20 protein-coding genes are annotated in these 17,559 nt (G+C 69.6%); 6 read left to right on the top strand and 14 right to left on the bottom strand.

Annotation, left to right across the window (positions count from 1 at the left end):
• Positions 1-323 precede the first annotated feature (323 nt).
• The gene (locus tag AB3X08_RS15590; protein ID WP_369933713.1) at positions 324-734 is read right to left on the bottom strand and encodes a DapH/DapD/GlmU-related protein; all 411 of its coding nucleotides are present in this window, start codon (positions 732-734) and stop codon (positions 324-326) included.
• A gap of 60 nt (positions 735-794) precedes the next feature.
• On the opposite strand from AB3X08_RS15590, the gene purT reads away from it, so the two are divergent.
• Entirely contained in the window at positions 795-1,982 is a 1,188-nt protein-coding gene (gene purT, locus AB3X08_RS15585) for a formate-dependent phosphoribosylglycinamide formyltransferase (protein ID WP_369933711.1), read from the top strand.
• Positions 1,983-2,016: 34 nt separating this feature from the next.
• Here purT and AB3X08_RS15580 read toward each other — a convergent pair whose 3' ends face one another.
• The 7 genes from AB3X08_RS15580 to AB3X08_RS15550 form a co-directional block, all read right to left on the bottom strand.
• Positions 2,017-2,637, bottom strand: coding sequence for a hypothetical protein (locus AB3X08_RS15580; RefSeq protein ID WP_369933709.1), 621 nt, complete (start codon positions 2,635-2,637; stop codon positions 2,017-2,019).
• Positions 2,634-3,278 (bottom strand): hypothetical protein, encoded by a 645-nt coding sequence (locus tag AB3X08_RS15575; protein ID WP_369933708.1) that lies wholly within the window; start codon positions 3,276-3,278, stop codon positions 2,634-2,636. Before AB3X08_RS15575 ends, AB3X08_RS15580 begins: the two co-directional genes overlap by 4 nt.
• Positions 3,279-3,283: 5 nt before the next feature.
• Positions 3,284-4,039: a PhnD/SsuA/transferrin family substrate-binding protein gene (locus AB3X08_RS15570; RefSeq protein WP_369933706.1), complete on the bottom strand. Its 756-nt coding sequence runs from the start codon at positions 4,037-4,039 to the stop codon at positions 3,284-3,286.
• Positions 4,036-4,536: a PAS domain-containing protein gene (locus AB3X08_RS15565; RefSeq protein ID WP_369933705.1), complete on the bottom strand. Its 501-nt coding sequence runs from the start codon at positions 4,534-4,536 to the stop codon at positions 4,036-4,038. The genes AB3X08_RS15570 and AB3X08_RS15565 overlap by 4 nt, the downstream gene beginning before the upstream one ends.
• Positions 4,537-4,546: 10 nt before the next feature.
• Positions 4,547-4,930 carry a roadblock/LC7 domain-containing protein gene (locus AB3X08_RS15560; RefSeq protein ID WP_206229898.1) on the bottom strand — a complete coding sequence of 128 codons (384 nt, stop codon included), beginning with the start codon at positions 4,928-4,930 and terminating at the stop codon, positions 4,547-4,549.
• Positions 4,931-5,053: 123 nt separating this feature from the next.
• Positions 5,054-6,295 (bottom strand): endonuclease/exonuclease/phosphatase family protein, encoded by a 1,242-nt coding sequence (locus tag AB3X08_RS15555; protein ID WP_369933703.1) that lies wholly within the window; start codon positions 6,293-6,295, stop codon positions 5,054-5,056.
• Positions 6,296-6,492: 197 nt separating this feature from the next.
• Positions 6,493-7,254, bottom strand: a complete 762-nt coding sequence (locus tag AB3X08_RS15550; RefSeq protein ID WP_369933701.1) for an arginyltransferase — start codon at positions 7,252-7,254, stop codon at positions 6,493-6,495.
• 213 nt (positions 7,255-7,467) lie between these two features.
• On the opposite strand from AB3X08_RS15550, the gene AB3X08_RS15545 reads away from it, so the two are divergent.
• Positions 7,468-8,073 carry an EF-hand domain-containing protein gene (locus AB3X08_RS15545; RefSeq protein WP_369933699.1) on the top strand — a complete coding sequence of 202 codons (606 nt, stop codon included), beginning with the start codon at positions 7,468-7,470 and terminating at the stop codon, positions 8,071-8,073.
• A 345-nt stretch (positions 8,074-8,418) separates the two neighbouring features.
• Here AB3X08_RS15545 and AB3X08_RS15540 read toward each other — a convergent pair whose 3' ends face one another.
• From AB3X08_RS15540 to AB3X08_RS15530, 3 genes are all read right to left on the bottom strand, one after another.
• On the bottom strand, positions 8,419-8,937 hold the full coding sequence (locus tag AB3X08_RS15540) for a putative signal transducing protein (RefSeq protein ID WP_369933697.1): 519 nt from the start codon (positions 8,935-8,937) through the stop codon (positions 8,419-8,421).
• A gap of 10 nt (positions 8,938-8,947) precedes the next feature.
• The gene (tesB, locus tag AB3X08_RS15535; RefSeq protein WP_369933696.1) at positions 8,948-9,859 is read right to left on the bottom strand and encodes an acyl-CoA thioesterase II; all 912 of its coding nucleotides are present in this window, start codon (positions 9,857-9,859) and stop codon (positions 8,948-8,950) included.
• 72 nt (positions 9,860-9,931) lie between these two features.
• Entirely contained in the window at positions 9,932-10,711 is a 780-nt protein-coding gene (locus AB3X08_RS15530; protein WP_369933694.1) for an enoyl-CoA hydratase/isomerase family protein, read from the bottom strand.
• Positions 10,712-10,759: 48 nt separating this feature from the next.
• Between AB3X08_RS15530 and AB3X08_RS15525 the strand changes: the two genes are divergently transcribed.
• A complete protein-coding gene (locus tag AB3X08_RS15525; protein ID WP_369938550.1) occupies positions 10,760-11,245 on the top strand; it encodes a copper chaperone PCu(A)C in 486 nt (161 codons plus the stop codon).
• Between the two features lie 311 nt (positions 11,246-11,556).
• Here the strand turns inward: AB3X08_RS15525 and AB3X08_RS15520 are convergent, their stop codons facing one another.
• Both AB3X08_RS15520 and uvrA read right to left on the bottom strand, forming a co-directional pair.
• Positions 11,557-11,988, bottom strand: coding sequence for an acyl-CoA thioesterase (locus AB3X08_RS15520; RefSeq protein WP_369933692.1), 432 nt, complete (start codon positions 11,986-11,988; stop codon positions 11,557-11,559).
• Positions 11,985-14,948 carry an excinuclease ABC subunit UvrA gene (gene uvrA, locus AB3X08_RS15515; RefSeq protein WP_369933690.1) on the bottom strand — a complete coding sequence of 988 codons (2,964 nt, stop codon included), beginning with the start codon at positions 14,946-14,948 and terminating at the stop codon, positions 11,985-11,987. Before uvrA ends, AB3X08_RS15520 begins: the two co-directional genes overlap by 4 nt.
• Before the next feature lie 293 nt (positions 14,949-15,241).
• Here uvrA and rplU point away from each other — a divergent pair, with 293 nt between their 5' ends.
• From rplU to cgtA, 3 genes are all read left to right on the top strand, one after another.
• A complete protein-coding gene (gene rplU / locus AB3X08_RS15510; RefSeq protein WP_145701260.1) occupies positions 15,242-15,562 on the top strand; it encodes a 50S ribosomal protein L21 in 321 nt (106 codons plus the stop codon).
• A gap of 12 nt (positions 15,563-15,574) precedes the next feature.
• Entirely contained in the window at positions 15,575-15,850 is a 276-nt protein-coding gene (gene rpmA, locus AB3X08_RS15505) for a 50S ribosomal protein L27 (protein ID WP_184411479.1), read from the top strand.
• A 223-nt stretch (positions 15,851-16,073) separates the two neighbouring features.
• Complete coding sequence (cgtA, locus tag AB3X08_RS15500; protein WP_369933687.1) at positions 16,074-17,144, top strand: Obg family GTPase CgtA; 1,071 nt, start codon at positions 16,074-16,076, stop codon at positions 17,142-17,144.
• A 133-nt stretch (positions 17,145-17,277) separates the two neighbouring features.
• On the opposite strand, the gene rpsT is transcribed toward cgtA, so the two are convergent.
• Positions 17,278-17,550: a 30S ribosomal protein S20 gene (rpsT, locus tag AB3X08_RS15495; protein ID WP_369933685.1), complete on the bottom strand. Its 273-nt coding sequence runs from the start codon at positions 17,548-17,550 to the stop codon at positions 17,278-17,280.
• Positions 17,551-17,559 lie beyond the last annotated feature (9 nt).

Genomic DNA, 17,559 nt, shown 5'->3' with positions numbered 1-17,559 from the left:
TCGGTTTGCAAGGGGCTGGGAATGGGGAATCGGGAATGGGGAATCGTGGAAGCGGGTCCATGGGGCCGGCTGGTCCAGGGGGAGCCTGGTGAATCGCCACTCTCCATTCCTGCGGCTGCGCGCGGCACCTGCCGAGGATCGGAGGGGCGACGTCGCGAGGCTTGGAGAGGCATGCGGCGGCTACGGCCACGGCCGGGATGCCGGCTTGGCCGGCGTCGGCCGGTGTGCATGCATCAGCCGCGCGCACTGCTACCCCGGCACGATTCGGCGCTTTTGCGAATCCCCAATCCCGATTCCCGAATCCCGTCGCTGCAAGCGCCCACTCAGTCGCCGACGATGACCACGGGCGTGCGCAGCGTGGCCAGATGATGGGTGCCGACGGCGATATCGCTGCGGTAGCAACCGGGGACGTCGACGGTGCAACGCTTGCCGACGCGCACGCCTGCGGCGATATCCACCCGCCGTCCCAGCGTCGCGTGGCTGCCGATGACGGCTTGCGCACCGACGAACACCCCGGCGTCGACCCATGCCGATGCGCCGATCTTCGCACCGTGCTCCAGCACGGCCGCCGTTCCGATCCAGGCGTTGTAGCCGATGTCGCAGTGCGCGCCGACCATCGCCCCGGCGCCGACCATGCAGTTCTCGCCGACCTTTGCGCTGGATGCGACCGTGGCGCCGCGGCAGATCAGCGATGGCGTCCCGTCATGCGCTTGCCAGCGGGGCGCCGGCGGCATCGGCGGTGGCGCGCGGCCGGTAGAATGGCGTTCTCTCTCCTTCGCGCAGGCACCGCCGCCATGACCACCCTGGGAACCCCGCTGTCCGCTTCCGCCACCCGCGTGCTGCTGCTGGGCTCGGGCGAACTGGGCAAGGAAGTGGCGATCGAGCTGCAGCGCTTCGGCGTGGAGGTGATTGCCGCCGATCGCTATGCCGACGCGCCGGCGATGCAGGTGGCGCACCGCTCGCACGTGCTGGACATGCTCGATGCGATGGCGCTGCGCGAACTGATCGCGCGCGAACAGCCGCACCTGATCGTGCCGGAGATCGAGGCGATCCACACCGAAACGCTGGTGGCGCTGGAGCGCGAGCACGGCCAGCGGGTGATCCCGACCGCACGCGCGGCGCGGCTGACCATGGACCGCGAGGGCATCCGCCGCCTGGCCGCCGAGACGCTGGGCCTGCCGACCTCGCCGTACCGCTTCGTGGATACGCCCGAGGAGTACCGCGCCGCGATCGCCGCGGTCGGCCTGCCGTGCGTGGTCAAGCCAGTGATGTCGTCCTCGGGCAAGGGCCAGAGCACGCTGCGCAGCGAAGCGGAAATCGACGCGGCCTGGGAGTACGCGCAGACCGGCGGCCGCGCCGGCGCCGGCCGCTGCATCGTCGAGGGCTTCATCGACTTCGACTACGAGATCACCCTGCTGACCGTGCGCCACGCCGCCGGCACGTCGTTCTGCGATCCGATCGGGCACTGGCAGAAGGACGGCGACTACCGCGAGAGCTGGCAGCCGCAACCAATGTCGGCGCTGGCGCTGCAGCGGGCGCAGGAAATCGCGCGCGCGGTCACCGACGACCTCGGCGGCTGGGGCCTGTTCGGCGTGGAATTGTTCGTCAAGGGCGACGAGGTCTGGTTCAGCGAAGTCTCGCCGCGCCCGCACGACACCGGCCTGGTCACCCTGGTCTCGCAGGAACTGAGCGAGTTCGCGCTGCATGCGCGCGCGATCCTGGGCCTGCCGATCCCGGTCATCCGCCAGAGCGGCCCGTCGGCCTCGTGCGCACTGCTGGCGCACGGCGAGGGCGTGCCGATGTTCGGCAACGTCGCCGCCGCGCTGCAGGCTCCGGACACCGCGCTGCGCCTGTTCGGCAAGCCCAGCGTGCACGGCCACCGCCGCGTCGGCGTGACCCTGGCGCGCGGCGCCAGCATCGACGAAGCGCGCCAGACCGCCCGCGACGCCGCCGCCGCATTGACCATCGAACTGAAGGCCTGAGGCAGCGCTTTTCCGACTCCCCAATCCCGGCCCCTCACACCGGCGGCGCGAACCGCGCCGCCGCCAGGCGGATGCTCCACACCAGTTCCACCATCGCCAGGTTGTTGAGCAGCGCTTCGCCGCCGAGGATCAGCCAGTAGCCGCTGCCGTCCACCCAGAACGGGACGAACGACCAGTCCGGCAGCAACAGCTGCGGCTCGCTGTAGAACGACACATAGCCCTGCGCCCCGTTCCAGCCGCGTGCGCTCTGCCGTTGCGCGAAGCCGGAGAAATCGGCCGCGGCTACGCTCAGCGTGTCGGCCTCGTCCTGGCTCAGCCCGGCATGGCCCAGGCGGAAGCCGCTGTCGGAGGCGAGCACCGCGCGGCGTTCGGCCGACAGCGGCGCGATCACGTGCTGGGCGAAATCGTCCAGACGGATTTCCGGGCCGGGCACCGGGCGCCGCAATAGCTGGATCCACTGCCGCTCGCGCGCCTCGTGCAGCAGCCGCTGCACGTCGCCGTCCACGCGCATGCGCCATTCCTGCAGCGACAGCGCGCCATGCGCGCTGAGCAGCAGTTGCAAGGCGCGCTGCATGCGGTCCGGCGCGGCACTGGCGAAAGCGTGCAGCACGCCGTGCGGCGTCGGCATCAGCCAGGTGGGATCGTGATCGTTCATGGCCAGTGGCTTGCGGTCGGAAGAGGGAGTGCGGCGGAAACGCTGCGGCCGCCGAGCAGGTCGCGTTGCTGCAACCAGCGCGCGGCGCGGTCCCAGCGGTCGTCCAGCGCCAGCGCGTGGCGGCGCAGGTCGCGGCTGGCGAGCATGAAGGCGAGCTTGTCCTGGCAGCTGACGCAGTAGTCTAGGAATTCGCGCTCGCTGCGCGCGGCGGCCAGCGGCTCGCCTTCGCACAGCGCTTCCACCACTTCGCGGGCCAGCCGCCGCGAATGATCCGGATTGGCCCGGCGCATGCGCGCCGGCACGTCGGCCGATGGCCGCGCCAGCACGCTCCAGCGCGTGGCCAGCGCGGTGATCGGCAGCAGCGCATGACCCTGGCTGTGGCGCAGGAACGCCGCGGCGACGTGCGGCGGCAAGCGCTGCTCGGCCATCTGCAGCGCGGCGTGGCGCAGCGCGGTGTCGTGCCGCGGCAGGCCGACGAACAGGTCGGCGAGCACGCCTTGCACCGGTTCGTCGTCGGCCAGTTGCAGCGCCGCATGCAGCCGCGCCAGGTGCGCGCAGGCGTCGTGCGGATCGCGCAGCAGCGCGCGCGCATGGGTGCGCATCACCAGGCGGGCCGGGTCTGGAACGGGGCAGTTGGCCATGGCGCTCAGTCCAGCAAGGTGTCGATCAGGTCGATCATGAATTCCGCGTCTTCCATCGCCATCGCCTCGAAGCCCTGCTCCAGGCCGAGGGCGTCGAGCACGCCCTGGTCCTCGCGGTGCGCCGCGTCGCCCAGCGCCAGCAGTTGCGCCTGCAGCGCGGGCAATTGCGCGGCGATGCGCGGATGCGCCAGCAGCACATGGCCGATGTCGCACAGTGCGCTCTGCACCAGCGGCCGCAACCGCTCGCGGGTCAGCCGCGACAGGCGGTGATAGGCGTCGGCCAGGAACAGGCCGGCATCGGCTTCGCCTTCCAGCAGCAGTCGCGCCACCGCGGCATAGCTGCTGGCCTGGCGCCAGGCGATGCGGTCGGGATCGAGGTCGGCCGGCTCCAGCAGGCGCAGCGCGATCAGGCGCACGTCGTGGTTGTCGGTCAGCGCGATGCGGCAGCCGTAGGACAGGTCTTCGACGCAGCGCGCCGGCGCGTCCGCGGCGGCGGCGATCACCACTTCGTCGGCATGCCCGCGCGGGCGTGCGACCGGCAGGTAGCCGCGGGTGCGGATCAAGGCGCTGGCATCGAACGGACTGGCGTACACCAGATCGACCACGCTGCGGTCGAGCAACTGCTTCTGTTCGGCGGCATCGGCCGGCATCAGCAGGTGCAGGCCGATGCCGGCACGGCGCTGCAGCACGGTGCTGAGCAGGTACCAGCCGCCGAAGTTCTCCGGCGCGAAATCCGGCGCGACCAGGAAATCGAGGCTCATGCCGGGTTCTCCGCGCGTTCGTCCTGCAGCCATTGCGCGTACAGCGGTTGCAGCGCGTCGATGCGCCGCCGCGACGGCTTGCGCCGCACAGAGGTGAAGCCGACCACCCGGCCGTCGCGCACGTTCGGCAGCGCGGTGGCGTAGACCCAGTAGCAGGCGCCGTCGCGGCGCAGGTTCTTGACGTAGCCGTGCCACTTATCGCCGCCCAGCACCGTGTTCCACAGATCGGCGAAGGCGCGCCTGGGCATGTCCGGGTGGCGCAGGATGCAGTGCGGCGCGCCGATCAATGTCGCCCGCGGCCAGCCGCTGAGTTCGACGAAGGCATCGTTGGCGTGGGTGATGATGCCGTCCAGGTCGGTGCGCGACACGATCAGGCGCCCGTCCGGGTAGGCCACTTCGCGGTCGCTCCAGTGCACCACGCGGCGGTTGCCGTCGTGATAGCGCAGCTCGGCGCTGCGGTGCGGTTCGTGCGGCGGATCCATCGGCGGCAGCGGCATGGCGGCGCTCCTAGAGGATCTGCTGCAGCGCCTGGGCGGCGCGCTTGATGTCCAGGAACACCAGGCCGAGCTTGGCGCTGGGCTTGGCCAGCACGGTCAGCACCGCCTCGCGCCCGGCCGCGCTCATGATCACGTAGCCGAGTTCGCCCTGGATCAGCACCCGTTCCAGCGGGCCGCGCGCCAGTTCGCGCGCGCTGCGCTCGCCCAGCGCCAGCAGCGCGGCGGACATCGCGCCGACGCGGTCCTCGTCCATGCCCTGCGGCATCGCCGAGGCGATCATCAGTCCATCCAGGGAAATCAGCGCCGAGGCCTCGATGTCGGCGGTGGCGCCGTTGAGTCCCTCCAGCGCCTGTTGCAGCTGTTGCGTTCGCATGCTCGCTATCCGGTGACGCATCCCGACGGGGTGCGGGATGCATTGGATAGCGTTTGCGCGGTCTTGCCCTTGATCTGGATCAAGGCCGGGCGGGGCGGCCCTGCAGATCCCTCAGGCGCCGGCGTCCGCCAGCACCACCAATCCCTAATCCCGACTCCCCAATCCCGGCTCCTCCGCCACATCCACCCACACCAGGTGATGGTCGCTGCCGTCGGCGATCGCCGCGGCCGGGGCGCTGGAGGCCGGCCAGAACACGCCGCCGTCCAGGTAGCGGAAGCCGTTGGACGGCAGCACGTAGTCCAGTCGCATCGCCCCGGCCTTCGGCCCGAAATCGCCGGTGACCTGCTGCGGCGGGCCGCGGTGGGCGATGCCCTGCGCGGCGTAGGCGCGCGCGGCTTCTTCGCCGCCGGCGCTGTGCGGGGTCGGGTAGTGCAGCACGCGCGGGTGCTCGACCAGCGCGCGGATCGCGTCGTGGCGGCCTTCGCCGTCGACGACGTCGTTGTTGAGATCGCCCAGGATCACGAAGCGCGCATCGGCGGCCAGGCCGCCGCAACGGCCGGCGTCGTCGCACAGCCATGTCGCGCTGGCGCGATTGTCCAGATACTCGCGCCACAAGCGCAGTTCGTCGTGGTTGCGCGCGGCGTTGCGCTTCTCGACGCCATCGAACACCGGCGGCGTGGGATGCGCGACCAAGGCGTGGACCAGGCCCAGCGGCGTGCGCACCGGCACGTCCCAGTGCGATTTCGACGATAGCCGCAGTTGCGCCCACACCGCATCGCTGTAGAACGCGCGCCCGTCGGGCGGAACGGTCGGGCGCAACGCGCCGGGCATCGCGCTCCACTTGAACAGGCGGAAGCTGCGCACCGCCGCGGCATCGATCGGATACTTTGACAGCAGCAGCATGCCGTACTGGCCGGGATGCAGGCCGTAGCCCCAGGCGTCGTTGCCGCGCGCGCGGCCGTTGCCGCCGACGCTGCCGTCGTTGTCCAGGTCCAGCCCGCTGGGCACGCCGGTGTTGACCGGCGCCAGGTAGCGGTACGGGTAGTGCAGCGCGGCGCCGCCGAGAGGCTGGGGAACTTCCAGGTAGCGCTGCTGGAACAGGTCGGCGGCGCGGTGCGCGTCGTCGTAGTCGAATTCGTTGAGCAGCACCAGGTCCGGACGCACCTGCTGCAGCACCGCAGCGATCTTGCGCGCCTGCGCGCTGTCGCCCTGCAGCGCGGCGATCAGGCCGCCCTCCTCGTCCGAATTCAGCGAGGTGTTGAAGGTGGCCAGGCGCAACGCGGCCGCGGCGGGCGCGGCGGGTGTGGTCGCGGTCGGGGCGGAGGCGGTGTGCGAGCAGGCGCCGCACAGCAGAGTCATGGCAAACAACAGGGCGCGTGGGTTCATGCGCGCATGTTCGCATGCGGCGCATGTCCGAACGATGGCGCCGTGGCGCCATGACGGCGTGCGGCCGGCATTGCGCTGTGGTGGGCGCGGTACCGGCGGTTTTCGCGGCCTTGGAAGGCATCGGGTCGGCTGATGCTGCAGTGCCTCGGCGAGGGCGGCGCACGTGCCGCGCGCAACGCGATCGATCAGCGGCAGGCTCAGTCGCCGAGGCGGCCGGCGGTTTCGTCGAACGCGCGCCAGGTGCGCCCGTCGTAGGCCTGCAATGGCCGGAAGCGGCGCTTGTAGTCCATCTTCTGGTGGCCGCGGATCCAGTAGCCCAGGTACAGATGGCTCAGGCCTTCGCGTCTGGCCCATGCGATCTGTTGCAGGATCGCCAGCGTGCCCAGCCCGCGCGCGGCGACGTCGGGATCGTAGAAGGTGTAGACCGCCGACAGCGCCTGCTCGGCGATGTCGGTGACCGCCACCCCCAGCAGCGGCCCGCGCTGTCCATCCGCAGTCTTCTGGCGCATTTCCAGGAAGCGCCCGTGCGACCAGCGGCCGATCAGGAACTGGTCGAACTCGTGCGCGCCATGCTCGTCCATGCCGCCGCCCGGGTGGCGCATGCGCAGGTAGCGCTGGTACAGCGCCAGCTGTTCCTCGGTGCGTTCGGCTGCGACGATGCGGGTGTCGATATCGGCATTGCGCGCCAGGCAGCGGCGCTGGCTGCGATCGGGCACGAACTCGGCGACCGGGATGCGCACCGCCACACAGGCGCGGCAGTGGTCGCAATGCGGCCGGTAGACCAGATCGCCGGAGCGGCGGAACCCCCAACTCAGAGCGAGCGGATACAGCGCGCCCAGGCGCGGGTCGTGCGGGTCCAGCACCAGATCGCGCGCCTGCCGCTCGGGCCAATAGCCGCACGCGTGCTGGCCGGTCTGGAACAGTCGCAGGTCGTCGCTGGCGTCGGTGTGGATGGCCATGCAGCGAGCATAGCGCTTCGCGATCGCAGCGGCCGCGACTGTCCGCCGCATGAATGCGCCCCGGCGCGGGTCAACCGCGCCTGCCGCGGGGCGTTGATTGCAGTGAAGGCGCCGCTGCGCCGGCCCGCTTGGCGGTCCGTCGCCGCTGCGCTGGTGACTGCCGCATGCGCTTGCCGCGCCGGCAGGTGTCTTCTTTCCCACAGGGAGTTTTCCATGAATTACCGCAACCCGCTGCTCGCCCTGGCCGTGCTCGCCGTGCTGTCCGGCGGCGCCTATGCCGCCAACCCGCCGCCGTCGGATCCGGCCGCGCCGGCCGATGCCGGCGGCTTCGCCAAGCTGGACAAGAACGGCGACGGCGTCATCGACCGCAGCGAGGCCGCGGCCAACCCGCGCCTGGCCGAGCACTTCGACGCGCTGGACAAGAACCACGACGGCAAGCTGACCCCCGACGAGTTCCCGCGCCATGGCCGTCACGGCGAGCGCGGCGGACGCGGCGAGCATGGCGCCATGCTGGCCAAGCTGGATACCAACAAGGACGGCCGCATCAGCCGCGAAGAGGCCAAGGCCGATCCGAAGTTCGCCGCGCGCTTCGACCAGATGGACGTGAACAAGGACGGCTTCGTCGATCGCGCCGACTTCGAACTGCGCGCCAAACAGCATCGCGACGAATGGTTCGCCAAGGCCGACACCAACAAGGACGGCATGCTCAGCCGCGCCGAGTTCGATGCGGCGCAGTCGATGTGGATGCACAAGCCCGGCCCGAAGCCGGGTCAGAAGCCGGGCGCGAAGCCGATGCCGGCCGCGTCCGACGCGAACTGATCGTTCCATCCCGCAACACGCAACAAGGCGCCGATCGACAACCGCCCCTGCGCAGCGAATGCGCAGGGGCGCTTTTCATGTGTCCACGCGGCGCTCCCGCGGCGCAACGGTTGGTTGCCATGCTCCTGTAGGAGCGCTTTCAAAACCGCGACAGGCCCTGTGGCGAAGCGGCGATCTTTGGCGGCCTGTCGGGGCTGAAGCCCCTCCTACAGTGCATCCAGACAGCAGTGCGGCCAGCGAACCGCCACACGTGCGGTGCGAATTCGTCGGCTGTCGCGGCCGCCGATCGTCAGCGGTCATCCCAACCGTGCAAGAAACAGCAGGGATACCTCCGCCGACGACGGCTCAGTTGCCGCGTTGCGCCGGCTGTACCCGCACGCGCACTTCTTCGTCGCTGTCCTGTGCCGGCTTCTGCGCGGCCGGAGTGGCGGCCGGCGCCACCGCCGGAGCGGGGGCGGCGGCCTGGTTGCCGCGATGGCGCAGCACCGTCACCAGCGCCACCGCGCCGATCGCCAGCAGCAGCGCGACGCGGATCCGCCACGCCCAGCGCTTGCCGGTGTCCGGGGCGGCCTGCGAGCGGAATTCGCTCAGGTACGGCAGCGTCTGCGCCGGGTCCTGGCGGGTGCTGTCGATCAGGCCGGACTCGCGCAGCAAGGCGCGCGCACGCGGCTGGTCATCGGCGTGCACCACCCACACCGTGGGCTGCGCCTGCGTCGCCACCGGATCGATGTAGCTGAACTGGCCGCTGCGACGGCTGCGGTAGGAACGGCCATTGCTCAGCCGCACCTCGATGCCCTGGTCGCGCAACAGCTTGGCCACGCCTTCGGCGGTTTCCACGCGTTGACTGCTGAAGATCTGCCGCATCGTCGTCGCCTCAGTCCTTGGCCGGAACCTGCGCCGCGGCGCCGTCCTCGGGCACCACGCGGATCAGGCCTTCCTGCGCGGTGCTGGCGACCAGCACCCCGTCGCGGGTGAAGAACTGGCCACGCGCCAGGCCGCGCGAGCCCTGCGCGCTGGGGCTGTCCAGCGAGTACAGCAGCCAGTCGTCGGCGCGGAACGGGCGGTGGAACCACAGCGCGTGGTCGAGCGAAGCCATCTGCACGTTCGGCGTGTAATAGCTGATGCCATGCGGGAAGGTCGCGGTGCCGAGCAGGTGGAAATCCGAGGCGTAGGCCAGCAGCGCCTGATGCAGTTCCGGCGCGTCGCCGACCGGCTCGCTCAGGCGCAGCCACATCTGCTGGAACGGCGGGCGCTTGGGCGGGTTGAGTTCGTCGCGCGGGTAGACGTGGCGGAACTCGAACGGGCCGCCGCGCGAGAGCCAGCGCTGCACCTTGATCGGCAGCGTCGCCAGCACGTCCGGACGCGCGGCCTGGGTCGGCTCGATGTCTTCAGGCTGCGGCACTTCCGGCATCTTCAATTGGTGGGTGGCGCCGTCTTCCCGCTCCTGGAACGAGGCCGCGCAGAAGAAGATCACCTTGCCGTGCTGGACCGCGGTGACCCGGCGCACCGAGAAGCTGCCGCCGTCGCGGGTGCGGTCCACGTCGTAGACGATGGGATGGTCGATGTCGCCGGCGCGCAGGAAATAGGCGTGCAGCGAATGCGCGCGGCGGCCGTTCTCCACCGTCGCCTGCGCCGCAGACAGCGCCTGTCCCAGCACCTGTCCGCCGAACACGTACTTGGTGCCGATGTCGCGGCTCTGGCCGCGGAACAGGTTGTCCTCCAGCCGTTCCAGCGACAGCAGTTCGATCAGTTCGGAGACGACGGGGGCGGGCGGCTTGGCGGACAAGAGGCGAGGCCTGGGCGAGGAGTGCCCACGATTATACCGGGCCACCCACGCCGGCCTGCGTGCCGGCACCGCTCAGCGCTTGCCCAGCTTGGCCACCAGTGCGTGCAGCGCGGTCTGGGTGTCCGGCGCCTGCCAGCCGTCGACGAAGCGCTCGAGCTGGATGTGCTCGTCGGCCAGCGCGGCGCGCAGGTCGGCGCGGGCGATCGCGCGGGTCTGCAGCATCGGCTGCCGGGGCCGCTGCAGCAGTTCCTGCAGCCACGCCACCGCACGTGCGACGACCAGTTCGGCGTCCACCAGTTCGTCGACCAGACCGATGTCCAGCGCACGCTCGGCGCTGACCAGTTCGCCGCCGACCAGCAGCCGCTCGGCGCGGTGCGCGCCGACCACGCGCCGCAGCAGGCGCTGGATGCCTTCCGGCGCGACCAGGCCGACCTGGGTCTCGTTGAGCCCGATCGTGAGCGGATGCGCCGGGTCGGGACTGCGCGCCATCACCCGGTAGTCGCAGCACAGCGCCAGCACGCAGCCGCCAGCCGGCGCGTGCCCGGTCAGCGCCGCCACCACCGGGATCGCGCTGTCGGCCAGCGCGCGCGCCGCGCCGAAGAACTGCTGCCAGCTGTCGAGCAGCTTGGCGCGGTCGTCGCCGTGCCCGAGCAGGTGCGGCACGTCCATGCCGGCGGAGAAGATGCGCTCGTTGCCGGACAGCACCAGCGCGTGCATCGCGTCGGCCTGCGCCTGCGCGATCGCCGCGGCCAGCTCGGCGCACAGGGCGGTGTCGAGCGCGTTGACCGGCGCGCGCGCCAGGCGCAGCTGGCGGATGGGGCCGTGGTCGAGAACCTGGATCAGCGAGGTCATGCGAAAGCTTCCGAAGGCGGCGCGGTGCGGGACGGCTATCATAGAGCCATGAAGCTCATACCATCCGCATGCGTACGGGGGCTGGCCATCGGGCTGGCGTGTTTGGCCGGATTGGCGCCGGGGGCCGCGCTCGCGGCGCCGGCCGCGGGCAAGGCCGCCGACTGTTCGCCGCAGTGGCAGGCGGGCTGGGTCCGGCTGCCGCCGAACGCGGCGATGCCGATGGCCGCCGGTTTCGGCCGCCTGCACAACCCGTGCAAGCAGGCGCTGGCGGTGGTGGCGGCGCGCAGCCCGGCGTTCGCCGATGTGAGCCTGCATCAGACCACGCAGGTGGACGGGGTCAGCAAGATGCGCGAGATCGAGCGCCTGCCGCTGGCGGCCGGCGCCGATGCCGTGCTGCAGCCCGGCGGCCTGCACCTGATGCTGATGCAGCCGGCACAGCCGCTGCGCGAGGGCGCGAGTCTGCCGATCACCTTCGTGCTGGAGGATGGGCGCGAGGTGCAGGGCGAATTGAAGGTGAGCGCGAGCAAGCCATAAGAGAACTCGGACCCCAGGTCGCGAGCGCGCTGCATCGTCGGCTTTCTGTAGGAGCGGCTTCAGCCGCGACCGGCGCTGTCCGACAGTCCGCACCACCTGAACTGAAGCCCATTTTGCAGCGCTTCGCGGCGCACGCCCATCCGTGTGGGCGCCATTTCAGCCGCGACAGGTTTCGATGCCTGGCCCTTCGGACGGTGTCTGTCGCGGCTGAAGCCGCTCCTACAAGGGGCGGGATTGGGGATTAGCCAGCCCAATCCCGCGCAGGGCCCGCTTTTGCCAATCCCCAATCCCGAATCCCCAATCCCAGCCTCTCAACTGCACGCCGCGCGGATTTCGTCCGGCAGCGGCGCGCTCTTGCCGGTTTCGGTGTCGATCCACACCACCACCACGTTGCCGTCCGAGTGCAGCACGCTGTCGTCCTTCTGGTCGACGATGCGGTGGCCGACGGTGATGCTGCTGCTGCCCATGCGCTCGACGAACAGCTCCACCACGATGTCGTTCGGCCACACGATCGGGCGCCGGTAGTTGACGTTGGTCGCGGCGACCACCGGAGCGATGCGGTTGCGCATCGAGAAGCCTTCCACCTGCAGCAGCCAGCGCACGCGCGCCTCTTCCAGGTAGGAGATGTACTTGGCGTTGTTGACGTGGCCCATGCTGTCCATGTCGCGCCAGCGCACGCTGATCGGCACGCGCGCCAGCGGCTTGTGCGCGGTGGAGGGGGACTCGGTGGGGGATGCGCTCATCGTGCGGCCTTCTTGGTCGTGGTCTTCTTGGCCGCCTTCTTGGCGACCTTCTCGGGTTTGCTCTTGCGCGGCGGCAGCGCGTCGGGCTTGTTGGCCATCGCCGCCGGTTTGGTCGGCTTGGCCACCGTGCCGGCGGGCAGCAGCTTGGCCAGGAAGTGGCCGGTGTAGGAATCCGGGTGCGCGGCGATCTCCTCCGGGGTGCCGGTGGCGAGGATGGTGCCGCCGCGATGGCCGCCCTCCGGACCAAGATCCACCACCCAGTCGGCGGTCTTGATCACGTCCAGGTTGTGCTCGATCACGACCACGGTGTTGCCTTCGTCGCGCAGCTTGTGCAGCACGCCGAGCAGCGCCTCGATGTCGTGGAAGTGCAGGCCGGTGGTCGGTTCGTCGAGGATGTACAGGGTGCGGCCGGTATCGCGCCGCGACAGTTCCTTGGACAGCTTCACCCGCTGCGCTTCGCCGCCGGACAGCGTGGTCGCGCTCTGCCCGAGCTTGATGTAGCTCAGGCCGACATCGACCAGCGTCTCCAGCTTGCGCGCGATGGTCGGCACCGGCTCGAACAGCCGCAGCGCGTCCTCCACGGTCATCTGCAGCACGTCGTTGATGTTGAAGCCCTTGTACAGAATCTCCAGCGTCTCGCGGTTGTAGCGCTTGCCGTGGCACACGTCGCAGGGCACGTACACGTCGGGCAGGAAGTGCATCTCGACCTTGATCAGGCCGTCGCCCTGGCACGCCTCGCAGCGGCCGCCGCGCACGTTGAAGCTGAAACGGCCGGGCGAATAGCCGCGCGCGCGCGCCTCGGGCACCTGCGCGAACAGTTCGCGCAGCGGCGTGAACAGGCCGGTGTAGGTGGCCGGGTTGGAGCGCGGGGTGCGGCCGATCGGCGACTGGTCGATATCCACCACCTTGTCGAACAGGTCCAGATGTTCGATCTCGCGGTACGGCGCCACCGCATGCGAGGCGCCGTTGATCTCGTTGGCGGCCAGGGTGAACAAGGTGTCGTTGATCAGCGTCGACTTGCCCGAGCCGGACACGCCGGTGACGCAGGTCAGCAGCCCGGCCGGGATGTCCAGGTTCACGTTCTTGAGGTTGTTGCCGGTGGCCCCGCGCAGGTGCAGGGTCATCTTCGGGTTGGCCTTGTGCCGCTTGGCCGGGATCTCGATGCGGCGCTTGCCGGACAGGTACTGGCCGGTCAGCGAGCGCGGCGCCTTCAGCAGGTCCGCCACCGTGCCCTGGCCGACGATCTCGCCGCCGTGCACGCCGGCGCCCGGGCCGATGTCCAGCACGTAGTCGGCCAGGCGGATCGCGTCCTCGTCGTGTTCGACCACGATCACCGTGTTGCCCAGGTCGCGCAGCCGCGTCAGCGTGCCGAGCAGGCGCTCGTTGTCGCGTTGGTGCAGGCCGATCGACGGCTCGTCGAGCACGTACATCACGCCCACCAGGCCGGCGCCGATCTGGCTGGCCAGGCGGATGCGCTGCGCCTCGCCACCGGACAGCGTGTCGGCCTTGCGCTCGAGGGTGAGGTAATCCAGGCCGACGTCGACCAGGAAGCCCAGCCGTTCGGCGATCTCCTTGACGATCTTGCTGGCGATCTCGCCGCGCCAGCCGGGCAGGTCGAGCTGGCGGAAGAACGTCAGCGCGTCGTCGATCGGCAGCACCACCAGGTCCGGCAGCGGGCGGTCGGCGACGAACACGTTGCGCGCGGCCTTGTTCAGGCGCGCGCCCTTGCAGTCCGGGCACGGCCGCTGGCTGATGTACTTGGCCAGTTCCTCGCGCACCGCCGGCGATTCGGTCTCGCGGTAGCGGCGTTCCAGGTTGGGGATGATGCCTTCGAAGCGATGCTTGCGCTGGGTGCGGCCGCCGGCATCGGTGAAGTAGGTGAAGTTGATGGTCTCGTCGCCGCTGCCGTACAGCACCGCCTGGCGCACGCTCGCCGGCAGCGACTGCCACGGCGCGTCCACGTCGAACTTGTAGTGCCTGGCCAGCGAGGCGATCAGCTGGAAGTAATAGGCGTTGCGCCGGTCCCAGCCGCGCACCGCGCCGGCCGACAGCGACAGCTCCGGATGCACCACTACGCGCTCGGGATCGAAGAACTCGGCCACGCCCAGGCCGTCGCAGCTCGGGCAGGCGCCCATCGGCGCGTTGAACGAGAACAGCCGCGGTTCCAGCTCCGGCAGCGAGTAGTCGCAGACCGGGCAGCTGTACTTGGAGGAAAACAGGTGCGGCGCGGCCGCGGTGTCGTCCAGCGACTGCACCGAGACCATGCCGTCGGCCAGCTTCAGCGCGGTCTCGAAGCTCTCGGCCAGGCGCTGCTTGATGTCCTCGCGCGGGCGGAAGCGGTCGATCACCGCCTCGATGGTGTGCTTCTGGCGCAGCGCCAGCGCCGGCACTGCGTCGATCTCGTACAGCTCGCCGTCCACCCGCACGCGCACGAAGCCCTGCGCGCGCAGTTGCTCGAACACCTGCGCGTGCTCGCCCTTGCGGTCGCGGATCACCGGCGCCAGCAGCATGTAGCGCTGTTCCGGATCCAGGCTCAGGATGTGGTCCACCATCTGGCTGACTGTCTGCGCCTCCAGCGGATAGCCGTGGTCGGGGCAGCGCGGCTGGCCGACGCGCGCGTACAGCAGGCGCAGGTAGTCGTAGATTTCGGTGATGGTGCCGACCGTGGAGCGCGGGTTGTGCGAGGTCGACTTCTGCTCGATCGCGATCGCCGGCGACAGGCCTTCGATGTGGTCGATGTCGGGCTTTTCCATCACGCTGAGGAACTGCCGCGCATACGCCGACAGCGACTCCACGTAGCGGCGCTGGCCTTCGGCGTAGATGGTGTCGAACGCCAGTGAGGACTTGCCGGACCCGGACAGGCCGGTGATCACGATCAGCTTGTCGCGCGGCAGGTCGAGGTCGAGGTTCTTGAGGTTGTGCGTCCGCGCGCCGCGGATGCGGATGAAATCCATCGCCATGAGGAGTCCGTGTTGTGCCGGCCGGGCGTCAGCCAGGGCCAGCGTGGGGGCGGGGAGGGGACGGCAATCGATCAGCGTACCCAGCTTGTCAGGTGGGGGCAATTGCCGGATTTGCCAGGATCCGGGGCCTGCCGTGGCTTGCCGGTTCAGCCAATCGTGACGCGTTACCGGGGTTGCATTTGAGCCGGGGCCGGGGCTTGACCCTAACCCGCTGAAGCCACTACAATTCCGCTCCTGTCTGCCCGACGAGGCACGGCAGGGGCGACCACAATAACTACAGAGGAAGTCTGGTCATGTACGCAGTACTGGTAACCGGCGGTAAGCAATACCGCGTCGCGCAGGGCGAAACGCTCCGCGTGGAAAAGCTCGAAGTCGAAGCCGGCAACGAGATCAAGTTCGACAACATCCTGATGCTGGGCGACAGCGATGGCATCAAGCTCGGTGATGCGCTGAAGGGCGCCACCGTCACCGCGAAGGTCGTGGCCCATGGCCGTGCCGACAAGGTGCGCATCATCAAGTTCCGCCGCCGCAAGCACCACATGAAGCGTCAGGGTCACCGGCAGCATTACACCGAAATCGAGATCACCGGCATTGCCGGTGGCGACAAGAAGTAAGGAGCAGCAGTCATGGCACATAAAAAGGGCGTAGGTTCCTCGCGCAACGGCCGCGACTCCAACCCGAAATACCTGGGCGTGAAGATCTTCGGCGGCCAGGCCATCGAGGCCGGCAACATCATCGTGCGTCAGCGCGGCACCCAGTTCCACCCGGGTTCGGGCGTCGGCCTGGGTCGCGATCACACCTTGTTCGCGCTGGTCGACGGCAAGGTCGAGTTCTCGGTGAAGGGCGCCAAGAAGCGTCGCACCGTGAGCGTGGTGGCCGAAGCGGCTACCGCCGAGGCGTAAGCGTTTCGCCTCCAGGGCCTGCGCCACGGCGCGGGCTTGCTGACGAAAGCCCCGCTTCGGCGGGGTTTTTCGTTTGGTGGCCGGGATGTCGGGATTGGGGATTGGGGATTCGCAACGGCGGATTCCGCTGGGTTCCCGATTCGTTGCCTCCGTTCTTTGCCGGGGCCGCTAAACTGCGGCATCCGGTGGTTTTTCCAATCCCGAATCGCGAATCCCAAATCCCATGAAGTTGGTAGACGAAGCAGAAATTCAGGTCAGTGCCGGCAAGGGCGGCAACGGCTGCATCGGCTTCCGCCGCGAGAAGTTCATTCCGCTGGGCGGGCCGGACGGTGGCGATGGCGGCAACGGCGGCAGCGTGTGGCTGGTCGCCGACGAGAACCTCAATACCCTGGTCGATTTCCGCCACCAGCGCGCGTTCCGCGCGCAGCGCGGCGAGAACGGCATGGGCCGGCAAATGTACGGCAAGGCCGGCGAAGACCTGGTCATCACCGTGCCGGTCGGCACCGTGGTCATCAACGTCGATACCGACGAGACCATCGGCGACCTGGTCGCGCACGGGGACAGGCTGCTGGTCGCGCAGGGCGGCAAGGGCGGCCTGGGCAACATGCATTTCAAGAGTTCGGTGACGCGCGCGCCGCGCAAGGCGACGCCGGGCGAAGAGGGCGAGGAGCGCACGCTGAAGCTGGAGCTGAAGCTGCTCGCCGACGTCGGCCTGCTCGGCTTCCCGAATGCCGGCAAGAGCACCTTCATCCGTGCGGTGTCCGCGGCCACGCCGAAGGTCGCCGACTATCCGTTCACCACGCTGTATCCGAACCTGGGCGTGGTCAGCGTCGAGGCCTACCGCAGCTTCGTGATCGCCGACATTCCGGGCCTGATCGAGGGCGCGGCCGACGGTGCCGGCCTGGGCGCGCAGTTCCTGCGCCATCTGCAGCGCACGCGTCTGCTGCTGCACCTGGTGGACCTGGCGCCGATGGAAGGTGGCGTGGACGGCGTGTCGCCGGTCGAGCAGGTGCGTGCGATCGAGCGCGAGCTGGAAAAGCATGACGCCGAGCTGCTGGCCAAGCCGCGCTGGCTGGTGCTGAACAAGGCCGACCTGCTGTTCGAGGACGAGGCGCGCACCCTGGCCGAACAGGTCGTCGCCGAACTCGGCTGGACCCAGCCGTGGTATCTGGTCTCGGCGCTGGGCCGCGAGGGCACCTGGCCGATCATGAAGGACGTGATGGCGTTCTTCGACCGCCAGCGCGAGGATGCGCTGGAAGCGGCCGCCAATGCGCCTGCCGCCGATGCGCTCTGAGCGCGGCGGCCGGCCTGGCGCGCGATTGTCGCGGTTGTCGCCGATGGATCGCACGCACACGAAAAACCCGGCCGAGGCCGGGCTTTTTCGTAGTGCCGGAAGCGCTGGCGCTTCCGGCAACAACCGCGGCCGATTAGGCGGCGTTCTTGATCGCCTTGATGCGGGCGGTCAGGCGGCTCTTGTGGCGGGCAGCCTTGTTCTTGTGGATCAGACCGCGCGAGCTGAAACGGTCGAGGATCGGCTGGGCAACGGCGAAAGCGGCTTCGGCGCCGGCGGCGTCGTTGGCGTCCAGGGCCTTGATGACCTTCTTGACGGCGGTGCGCAGCATCGAACGCTGAGCCGTGTTGCGCGCATTGCGCACGACGGTCTGCTTGGCGCGCTTCTTGGCGGACTTGATATTGGCCACGGTGGTGGT

The organism is Xanthomonas sp. DAR 34887, assembly GCF_041245805.1.
In the GTDB taxonomy this organism is placed as follows: Bacteria; Pseudomonadota; Gammaproteobacteria; order Xanthomonadales; family Xanthomonadaceae; genus Xanthomonas_A; species Xanthomonas_A tesorieronis.
Note: the sequence above shows the minus strand (reverse complement) of the source record. Positions and strands in the feature narration are given on the sequence as shown.

Bases quoted from the DNA above. Each gene is read 5' to 3' on its own strand.
- AB3X08_RS15590 (WP_369933713.1), bottom strand. From the start codon at position 734: ATGCCGCCGGCGCCCCGCTGGCAAGCGCATGACGGGACGCCATCGCTG.
- purT (WP_369933711.1), top strand. From the start codon at position 795: ATGACCACCCTGGGAACCCCGCTGTCCGCTTCCGCCACCCGCGTGCTG.
- AB3X08_RS15580 (WP_369933709.1), bottom strand. From the start codon at position 2,637: ATGAACGATCACGATCCCACCTGGCTGATGCCGACGCCGCACGGCGTG.
- AB3X08_RS15575 (WP_369933708.1), bottom strand. From the start codon at position 3,278: ATGGCCAACTGCCCCGTTCCAGACCCGGCCCGCCTGGTGATGCGCACC.
- AB3X08_RS15570 (WP_369933706.1), bottom strand. From the start codon at position 4,039: ATGAGCCTCGATTTCCTGGTCGCGCCGGATTTCGCGCCGGAGAACTTC.
- AB3X08_RS15565 (WP_369933705.1), bottom strand. From the start codon at position 4,536: ATGCCGCTGCCGCCGATGGATCCGCCGCACGAACCGCACCGCAGCGCC.
- AB3X08_RS15560 (WP_206229898.1), bottom strand. From the start codon at position 4,930: ATGCGTCACCGGATAGCGAGCATGCGAACGCAACAGCTGCAACAGGCG.
- AB3X08_RS15555 (WP_369933703.1), bottom strand. From the start codon at position 6,295: ATGAACCCACGCGCCCTGTTGTTTGCCATGACTCTGCTGTGCGGCGCC.
- AB3X08_RS15550 (WP_369933701.1), bottom strand. From the start codon at position 7,254: ATGGCCATCCACACCGACGCCAGCGACGACCTGCGACTGTTCCAGACC.
- AB3X08_RS15545 (WP_369933699.1), top strand. From the start codon at position 7,468: ATGAATTACCGCAACCCGCTGCTCGCCCTGGCCGTGCTCGCCGTGCTG.
- AB3X08_RS15540 (WP_369933697.1), bottom strand. From the start codon at position 8,937: ATGCGGCAGATCTTCAGCAGTCAACGCGTGGAAACCGCCGAAGGCGTG.
- AB3X08_RS15530 (WP_369933694.1), bottom strand. From the start codon at position 10,711: ATGACCTCGCTGATCCAGGTTCTCGACCACGGCCCCATCCGCCAGCTG.
- AB3X08_RS15525 (WP_369938550.1), top strand. From the start codon at position 10,760: ATGAAGCTCATACCATCCGCATGCGTACGGGGGCTGGCCATCGGGCTG.
- AB3X08_RS15520 (WP_369933692.1), bottom strand. From the start codon at position 11,988: ATGAGCGCATCCCCCACCGAGTCCCCCTCCACCGCGCACAAGCCGCTG.
- uvrA (WP_369933690.1), bottom strand. From the start codon at position 14,948: ATGGCGATGGATTTCATCCGCATCCGCGGCGCGCGGACGCACAACCTC.
- rplU (WP_145701260.1), top strand. From the start codon at position 15,242: ATGTACGCAGTACTGGTAACCGGCGGTAAGCAATACCGCGTCGCGCAG.
- rpmA (WP_184411479.1), top strand. From the start codon at position 15,575: ATGGCACATAAAAAGGGCGTAGGTTCCTCGCGCAACGGCCGCGACTCC.
- cgtA (WP_369933687.1), top strand. From the start codon at position 16,074: ATGAAGTTGGTAGACGAAGCAGAAATTCAGGTCAGTGCCGGCAAGGGC.